The sequence below is a fragment of the Streptacidiphilus sp. MAP12-16 genome, assembly GCF_041262165.1.
In the GTDB taxonomy this organism is placed as follows: domain Bacteria; phylum Actinomycetota; class Actinomycetes; order Streptomycetales; family Streptomycetaceae; genus Streptacidiphilus.
This window is the reverse complement of record NZ_JBGCBY010000003.1, coordinates 401,829-409,825: the sequence shown is the minus strand read 5'-3', so window position 1 is coordinate 409,825 and position 7,997 is coordinate 401,829. Positions and strand designations below refer to the sequence as shown.

The following is a 7,997-nucleotide window of genomic DNA, read 5'->3' as shown; positions in this document are numbered from 1 at the left end:
GGGGGCGTGGGCCCCCCCCCCTTTAAAATTATTTTTTTTTTTTTTTAAAAATATTATTTTTTAAACAAAAAAACCGGCCGGTGGGGCGGGGGGGGGGGGGGGCCGGGGGCCCCCCCCCCCCCCCCCCCGACCGCGTCCCTGCCTCCGCCGCACATGTGGAAACTTTCCCGATGGATGCGCCGAGCGCTCCGCAACGATGCCGCGAACAGACCCGAGAGGCCTTCCGATGAGTATCCCCGCCCTGCAGACGCTAACCCTCGCCGACGACCTGAGCATCACTCGGATGGGATACGGCGCGATGCAGCTGACCGGTCCCGGTGTCTTCGGACCGCCCAAGAATCGCACTCAGGCGATCGCCGTGCTGCGCGCAGCGGTCGAGCTCGGCATCACCCACATCGACACCAGCGACTTCTACGGGCCGACTGTCGTCAATGAACTGATCAAGGAGGCCCTGCACCCCTACCCAGCCGGTCTACACATCGTCACCAAGGTCGGCGTCCGCCGCAGCGCCAACGGCGGCTGGATCACCTCCCTGGACCCCGCCGACCTCAAGGCCCAGGTCTACGAGAATCTCCAGCACCTCGGCCTGGAGACCCTGGACGTGGTCAACCTGCGCACGGCCGCATTCCACGGTGACGGGTCCTCCATCGCCGAGCCGTTCGGCACCTTGGCCGGCCTGCGTGAGCAGGGCCTGATCCGTCACCTCGGCCTCAGCGGGATCACCGACGCCCAGCTCACCCAGGCCCAGGCCATCGCCCCCGTGGTCACCGTGCAGAACCAGTACAACCTGGTCGACCGCGCCGACGACGACCTCGTCGCTCGCTGCGCCGAGGAGAACATCGCCTACGCCGCGTTCTTCCCCCTTGGCGGCGGATTCCACCCACTGCGGTCACGGATCCTGCGCGACATCGCCCGCCGCCTTGGCGCCTCCGAGCAGCAGGTGGCGCTCGCCTGGCTGCTGCAGCGCTCGCCGTCGACGGTGCTGATCCCCGGAACCTCCTCCGTCGCTCACCTGCGGGAGAACATCGCCGCGGCTGACCTGCAACTGCCCGACGAGGCGATCGCCGAACTCAACGCCATCGGGCAGTGACCCTGTGGGCCCTTATGCCGGCGCAGGGCATTGGCAGGGAGCTGACGATTAATAACTTCGGTGTTCTGTACGGTATCCGTACTGGCAGACAAGGCGTGGGCGGCGGCGAACTAGCGGGTCATCGGGTGCGCCCCCTGGGCTTCAGGCGGGTTCCGGGCAGCTCCGGCGCCGGGATCGACGGCCCGTCGTAGCCGTGCACTGTGCCGAACCGATCACCGTTCATCCAGTCCTCGCGGGCCTGGGTGATATCTTCATGGGTCCTGGCCACGAAGTTCCACCACATCACGATCTTCTCCTCGAAGGGCTCGCCGCCGAGCAGCAGCACGCTGCTGTCCAGGTCCGCGCGCAACGGCAGCTCGCGGCGACCGCAGCCGAGGTACAGCAGCGAGCCCGGTTCGACCCGGACCCCGTCCACCTCGGCCGCGCCGGACATGGTGAGCACGGCGTACTCGAAGTCGGGGTCGACCGGGAGGCGGGCGGAGGTTCCGGCAGCGAGGGTCAGGTCCGCGCCGACCAGCGGGGAGTAGACGCCGCCAGGAGAGCGGGAACCGTCGAGCTCGCCCAGGATGACCGTCGCGTGCAGGCCCGGCGCGGTCACCTCGGGCAGCGCGGTGTAGTGCTCGAAGTGCGGATCGATGCGTCGATGCGCCTCCGGGAGCGCGACCCAGAGTTGCGCGCCGTGAAGCCTCGGGCCGTGCTCGCGCGGGGACTGCTCGGAATGTGCGATGGCCCGACCCGCCGTCATCAGCCCGAGTTCGCGCGGCCGTACGGTGGCCAGGCTGCCGAGGCTGTCCCGGTGCGTCACCTCGCCGTCGTGCAGCCAGCTGACGGTCTGTAGACCGGTGTGCGGGTGGGGCGCGACCTGCATGCCCGGCTCGCGCTCGATGTCGTCCGGGCCGTAGTGGTCGACGAAGCACCAGGCGCCGACCATCCGCCTGCCCAGGTTCGGCAGCAGCCGCCGGACGACGGTGCTCTCCCCGAGCGGCACCAGCTTTCCGGTCAGCAGCTCGCGCACCGGCTCCGCCGAGACGTCATCACGCCCACCGCACACCCGCGCCTGCGGCGCGGTCTCCAGGTTGCTCATACCTCCGCACCCTAACCGGGTGGGGCCCTCGTCGACTATCCGGTCCGGTAGCGGCGGGCGCGCCTCGCGGCTGGCGGCGGCGCGGGGGTGATTTCTGCCAGGGATGACCACCATGTGAGACTGGCCAGGTAAGACCTGCTGGCGGCACGGCCGCGCGGCAGGATGCACCCCTGATCGGAGAAAATCCTTGCTGACGGTTGGCGACCAGTTCCCTGACTTCGACCTCATGGCCTGTGTGGACCTCGAGGCGGACAAGGCCTTCAAGCGGATCGGCCGCAAGGACAGCGAGAAGGGTTGGAAAGTCGTCTTCTTCTGGCCGATGGACTTCACCTTTGTCTGCCCCACCGAGATCGCCGCGTTCGGCAAGCTGAACGAGGAGTTCGCGGACCGCGACGCGCAGGTGCTCGGCGTCTCCGGCGACTCGGAGTACGTGCACCACGCCTGGCGCAAGGACCACAAGGACCTGCGCGATCTTCCCTTCCCCATGCTCGCCGACACCAAGCACGAGCTGATGCGGGACTGCGGCGTGGAGGCCGAGGACGGCACCGCGCAGCGCGCCGTGTTCATCGTGGACCCCAACAACGAGATCCAGTTCGTCATGGTGACCGCCGGTTCCGTCGGCCGTAATCCCAAGGAGGTCCTGCGGGTCCTCGACGCGCTGCAGACCGACGAGCTGTGCCCGTGCAACTGGACCAAGGGCGAGAGCACGCTCGACGCGGACGCGCTGCTCGCGGGCAAGTGACCCGATGTCTCTCGACGAACTGAAGGCCGCGCTCCCCGAGTACGCCAAGGATCTCAAGCTCAACCTGGGCTCGGTCGTGGGCAACTCCGACCTCCCGGCTCAGCAGCTCTGGGGGACCGTGCTGGCCTGTGCGATCGCCTCGCGCAGCGAGCGGGTGCTGACCGAGCTCGAGCCGCAGGCCAAGGCGGAGCTGAGCACCGAGGCGTACACCGCCGCGAAGTCCGCTGCCGCGATCATGGCGATGAACAACGTCTACTACCGGACGCTGCACCTGCTTTCCGACAAGGAGTACGGGACGATGCGTGCCGGTCTGCGGATGAACGTCATCGGCAACCCGGGCGTGGACAAGGTCGACTACGAGCTGTGGTGCCTCGCGGTGTCCGCGATCAACGGCTGCGGGCAGTGCCTGGATTCGCACGAGCAGGTGCTGAGCAAGGCGGGCGTGGACCGGGAGACTGTGCAGGCCGCGATCCGCATCGCGGCGGTGGTGCAGGCCGTCGGCGTGACCCTCGAAGCCGAAGGCCGCATGTAGTTCGCACTACCCGGGGGCGCGGGGCTCTGCTTGCTGCAGCCGCCGCCCCGCGCCCCTGTGATCGTTCAGGCAGGCGCGTCCGTTTCCGCCTGCGCGGCGACCAGCGCGGCGCGGACGTCCTCGCTGGCGTGCTGACGTGCCCTGAGGTAACCGACGGTGGTGTTGGTCACCGCGACCAGCGGCACGGCGACGACCGCACCGCCGATGCCGCCGACCACCGAGCCCACGGTCACCGACAGCACCACCGCGATCGGGTGGACCCGAACCGCGCGGCCCAGGATCAGCGGCTGCAGCAGATGCCCCTCGATCTGCTGCACCGCGAGCAGCACCGCCAGCACCATCGCGGCGGTGAAGATGCCATGGGTGACCAGGCCGATCAGGACCGCGATGGTGCCGGTCACCAGCGCGCCGACCAGCGGCACGAACGCGCCGAGGAAGATCAGCACCGAGATCGGGACGGCCAGCGGCACGCCGAGCAGGTAGATCCCGATGCCGATCGACGCGGAGTCGATGAAGGCCACCAGCACCGTCCCGCGCACGTAGGCGGTGAGCGTGGACCAGGCCCGGGGCCCGGCCCCGGCCATCGCCAGGCGTGCGCCCGGCGGGAACAGCCGCAGCACCCAGCCCCAGATCCGCGCCCCGTCGTAGATCAGGAAGAAGGTGCAGAACGCGGCCAGCAGCACCCCGGTCAGGATCTCGATCACGATGCCGACGGTGGAGAAGCCGAACGAGGTGATCTGGGAGCTGTTGGTGCCCACAGCCTTGGACAACTGCTGTGCGAACGAGTTGATCTGCTTGTCCGTCAGGTGCATCGGGCCGTGCGTCAGCCAGTTGCGGATCTGAGTGATACCGGTCTGGATGTGGTCGGTGACCTGGTTGAGGTTGGTACTGACCTGCCAGCCGACGAACCAGCCGACCAGGGCGATGCCGACCAGGCCGCCGACGAAGGTGAGCGCGGCGGCCAGCCCCCTGGGCACGCCGTGCCTGCGCAGCCAGGCCACGGTGGGCTGCAGCAGCGCGCTGATCAGCAGCGCGGCTATGAAGGCCAGCGCCACGATGCGCAGGGTCTGGACCACCCGGAACAGGAAGTAGACGCCGGCCCCGACGATGAGCAGCCGCCAGATCATCTCGGTGGCGACCCGCAGGCTCCACGGCACCGCCTCGGCCGGGCTGCTCGGCCGGGCCGGGTAGGGCGATCCATCCACTACGGCGGCAGAGCGCGGCGCGGGGAGATCCGCCTCGACCGCGACGGCGGAGATCGGCACAGCGGAGATCGCCGCGGCGGAGATCGGCACGGCGGAGATCGACTCAGGGTCGTTCCGGTGCTCCGCGGCTCGGACGGACTCCTCGGCCTCACGTCGGCGGCGTTCCAGCCGGGCCGCGGTTCGCGTCACGAGCAAGCCACCCCAGGCCACCGGTCCCCGTCGATCGTCCCCTCGACCGTCGCGCGCCATCGCAGCTCCGCCCCTTCTCCGCCCCACTGCCCGGTTCGATCGTGCCGGACTGGTCCGATCGAACGCTACCTGGTGGCCGGCCCCGGGGGCGGAGCGGCCCACCGCGTGCCCCTCGGGCTCCCGGTGCGGGCGGCTGCAGACCCACCGGGACAGACCTACTGGGGCCTACGCACGACTACGGAGCGCAGCCAAAGGTCACCAGGTCGCAACTATGGGTGATTGTCGGAAAATCGGGTCATTCTTGGCGTTATGGGTTTAGCCCGTCGCCGACCTGGGGACGACCACACACGAGGCCGCCCCGCACACAGCGGCCTTTCCGTGGGAGAAGTATCGAAGCCCCCGATCGGACAGGGATCGGGGGCTTCAACACGTCTGCCGACAGTTCCGGCACCGGCTGCGGCTAGTACCAGCTGTGGGCCTGCCAGAAGGACCAGGCGTCACAGGGGCTGCCGTACCGCGAGTTCATGTAGCCGAGACCCCACTTGATCTGGGTCGCCGGGTTGGTCCGCCAGTCGGATGCGACCGAGGCCATCTTGTCGCCGGGCAGCGCCTGGACCAGGCCGTAGGCGCCCGAGCCCGCATTGGTGGCGGTGTAGTCCCAGCCGCTCTCGCGGGTGACGATCTGGCTGAAGCACTGGAACTGGGTCGTGTTGCCTATGATCGACGCCGCGAGGGCCTGGACCGATCCCGGGCTGTACGACTGGGTGATGGTGGCGCGGGTCGAGGCACGGCTTGCGGCAGCCTGCGCGTCGGCGCGGGCCTTCGCGGCGGCCTTGGCAGCGGCGGCGGCCTTCTCCGAGTCGGCCTTCGCCTTCGCGGTCTGGGCGGCCTTGACGCGCGCGGCCTCGGCGGCGGCCTTCTGCGCGGCAGCGGTGGCGTCCGCTTGCTGGGCGTCCGCCTGCTTGCCGATGTTGTCGCTGATCGTCTGCGCCTGCGCACCCGACGGGATGTCGGCAAGAAGGGTGGCGGATCCTGCTACGTCGGCCACCTGCTGGGTCGGCTGGGCGCTGCCCGAGGCAGCACCGACCACGGCTCCGACGGCAGTGACGGCGGTGGCGGAGGCCACGGCCACACCCCGAACCGAGATCCGGTTCACACGGTTTCCTTCCAGCGTCGCCCATGAGGTGACCGCACGGACGAACTCCGCCCCTGACTCTGGCCTCCCCCTGGACTGGTCACGGGAGACACGGGCCCGGCGCGACCCGGTGGGAGCGGGACGCAGTGGAACTCGGGCGGCGTACGGCTGACTACCCTGTTCAGTTCTGACCACTTCTCAGCTTCACCCTTGCGGGTGCCCGGTCATGCCGTACGCGGGGCCTGACAGAACCCACACCTTGCCCGACGGGGACGTGCTGACGCAATTCCCAGTTGCGTGGCGAAGCTCACATGGCGTACGGGGCAGGAAGTTCTGCCGTTCCCCTGTGGGACCCATGGGGCCATGGTTACGATCGGACAACTTTGCTTGAATCCCACGGGCCAAATAGGGCAAAAGGCGGCGCTACCGTCCCGAAACCCTCGGATCGGCAGCGCCGCAGACGCTTCCTCAGCTAGCTGTCCCTCAGCTGTGACCGTCCTCCAGCAGCTCGGTGACCAGCGCCGCGATCGGCGAACGCTCCGAGCGGTTCAGGGTGATGTGCGCGAACAGCGGATGTCCCTTCAGCTTCTCCACCACCGCCACCACCCCGTCGTAGCGACCCACCCTCAGGTTGTCCCGCTGCGCCACGTCGTGGGTGAGCACCACCCGCGAGCCCTGGCCGATCCGGGACAGCACCGTGAGCAGAACGTTCCGCTCCAGCGACTGCGCCTCGTCCACGATCACGAAGGCGTCGTGCAGCGAGCGCCCCCGGATGTGGGTCAGCGGCAGCACCTCCAGCATTCCGCGGGAGAGCACCTCCTCGATCACGTCCGGCGTGGTCACTGCGGAGAGGGTGTCGAAGACGGCCTGAGCCCAGGGGCTCATCTTCTCCGACTCCGAGCCCGGCAGGTATCCCAACTCCTGCCCGCCCACCGCGTACAGCGGCCGGAAGACCATCACCTTGCGGTGCTGCCTGCGCTCCAGCACGGCGTCGAGTCCGGCGCAGAGCGCCAGCGCCGACTTGCCCGTGCCGGCCCGGCCGCCCATCGACACGATCCCGATGTCCGGATCCTGCAGCAGGTCCAGCGCGATGCGCTGCTCGGCGCTTCGCCCACGCAGACCAAACACGTCCCGGTCCCCGCGCACCAGGCGCACCCTGCCGTCGGCGGTGACCCGACCCAGGGCCTTGCCGCGCTCCGAGGTCAGCACCAGGCCGGTGTGCACCGGCAGGTCCCGCACTTCGGGGATGTCGACATGCTCGGCGCGCTCGGCGCCGAAGAGGGCGTCGACCTGCTCGCCGGAGACGGCGAGCTCCTGCATCCCGGTCCAGCCGGAGGTGATCGCCAGTTCGGCGCGGTACTCCTCCGCGAGCAGTCCCACCGAGCTGGCCTTCACCCGCATCGGCAGGTCCTTGGAGACGACGGTGACGTCGTACCCCTCGGCCTGCAGGTTGCGGGCAACCGCCAGGATGCGGCTATCGCTGTCGCCCAGCCGGTAGCCGGCTGGTAGCACGGAAGGATCGGTGTGGTTCAGCTCGACCCGGATCGTGCCGCCGACGTCGCCCACCGGAATGGGAGCGTCGAGCCGGCCGTACCGGACTCGGAAGTCGTCCAGCAGCCGCAGGGCCTGCCGGGCGAAGTAGCCGAGTTCCGGATGGTGTCGCTTGGCCTCCAACTCGGTCACCACGACCACGGGGAGCACGACCTCGTGCTCCTCGAAACGGGTCATGGCGTTCGGGTCGGCCAGCAGCACGCTGGTGTCGAGGACGTACGTGCGCCGGTCATGCGAACTCCGGCGGCTCTTGGAACTGACCACAGGGCCTCCCGGGCGGACGACCTGCTGTCATCCGCAGCTCACCGATCCCTTGGGCCCCGATGGCCGAGGTCACGGTCTGCACTGGGTATTCCCCCCGGTCCAGGAACCCATGCCGACGAATACGAACTGACGCATCATCGACACCAGCCGTTCAGCTGAGGTGTCAGGGATGCGTCAGTGATGTGTTCGGGAAGTTCCGAGGGAG

At 68.9% G+C, this 7,997-nt stretch carries 7 protein-coding genes; 3 read left to right on the top strand and 4 right to left on the bottom strand.

Annotation, left to right across the window (positions count from 1 at the left end; all coding sequences use genetic code 11):
• Positions 1-226: 226 nt before the first annotated feature.
• Positions 227-1,090 carry an oxidoreductase gene (locus tag ABIA33_RS05735; protein WP_370077740.1) on the top strand — a complete coding sequence of 288 codons (864 nt, stop codon included), beginning with the start codon at positions 227-229 and terminating at the stop codon, positions 1,088-1,090.
• Between the two features lie 118 nt (positions 1,091-1,208).
• Here the strand turns inward: ABIA33_RS05735 and ABIA33_RS05730 are convergent, their stop codons facing one another.
• On the bottom strand, positions 1,209-2,174 hold the full coding sequence (locus ABIA33_RS05730) for a pirin family protein (RefSeq protein ID WP_370077738.1): 966 nt from the start codon (positions 2,172-2,174) through the stop codon (positions 1,209-1,211).
• A 187-nt stretch (positions 2,175-2,361) separates the two neighbouring features.
• Between ABIA33_RS05730 and ABIA33_RS05725 the strand changes: the two genes are divergently transcribed.
• The gene (locus tag ABIA33_RS05725) at positions 2,362-2,916 is read left to right on the top strand and encodes a peroxiredoxin (RefSeq protein ID WP_370077736.1); all 555 of its coding nucleotides are present in this window, start codon (positions 2,362-2,364) and stop codon (positions 2,914-2,916) included.
• A gap of 4 nt (positions 2,917-2,920) precedes the next feature.
• Complete coding sequence (locus tag ABIA33_RS05720; RefSeq protein ID WP_370077735.1) at positions 2,921-3,448, top strand: alkyl hydroperoxide reductase; 528 nt, start codon at positions 2,921-2,923, stop codon at positions 3,446-3,448.
• Between the two features lie 65 nt (positions 3,449-3,513).
• Here the strand turns inward: ABIA33_RS05720 and ABIA33_RS05715 are convergent, their stop codons facing one another.
• The 3 genes from ABIA33_RS05715 to ABIA33_RS05705 all read right to left on the bottom strand — a co-directional run bounded on the left by ABIA33_RS05715 (position 3,514) and on the right by ABIA33_RS05705 (position 7,792).
• Positions 3,514-4,842: an AI-2E family transporter gene (locus ABIA33_RS05715; protein WP_370077733.1), complete on the bottom strand. Its 1,329-nt coding sequence runs from the start codon at positions 4,840-4,842 to the stop codon at positions 3,514-3,516.
• Positions 4,843-5,302: 460 nt separating this feature from the next.
• On the bottom strand, positions 5,303-5,998 hold the full coding sequence (locus ABIA33_RS05710) for a lytic transglycosylase domain-containing protein (RefSeq protein ID WP_370077731.1): 696 nt from the start codon (positions 5,996-5,998) through the stop codon (positions 5,303-5,305).
• Between the two features lie 462 nt (positions 5,999-6,460).
• Positions 6,461-7,792, bottom strand: a complete 1,332-nt coding sequence (locus tag ABIA33_RS05705; RefSeq protein ID WP_370077729.1) for a PhoH family protein — start codon at positions 7,790-7,792, stop codon at positions 6,461-6,463.
• Positions 7,793-7,997: the final 205 nt, after the last annotated feature.

Coding starts and splice junctions, on each gene's coding strand:
- ABIA33_RS05730 (WP_370077738.1), bottom strand. CDS start 2,174: ATGAGCAACCTGGAGACCGCGCCGCAGGCGCGGGTGTGCGGTGGGCGT.
- ABIA33_RS05735 (WP_370077740.1), top strand. CDS start 227: ATGAGTATCCCCGCCCTGCAGACGCTAACCCTCGCCGACGACCTGAGC.
- ABIA33_RS05720 (WP_370077735.1), top strand. CDS start 2,921: ATGTCTCTCGACGAACTGAAGGCCGCGCTCCCCGAGTACGCCAAGGAT.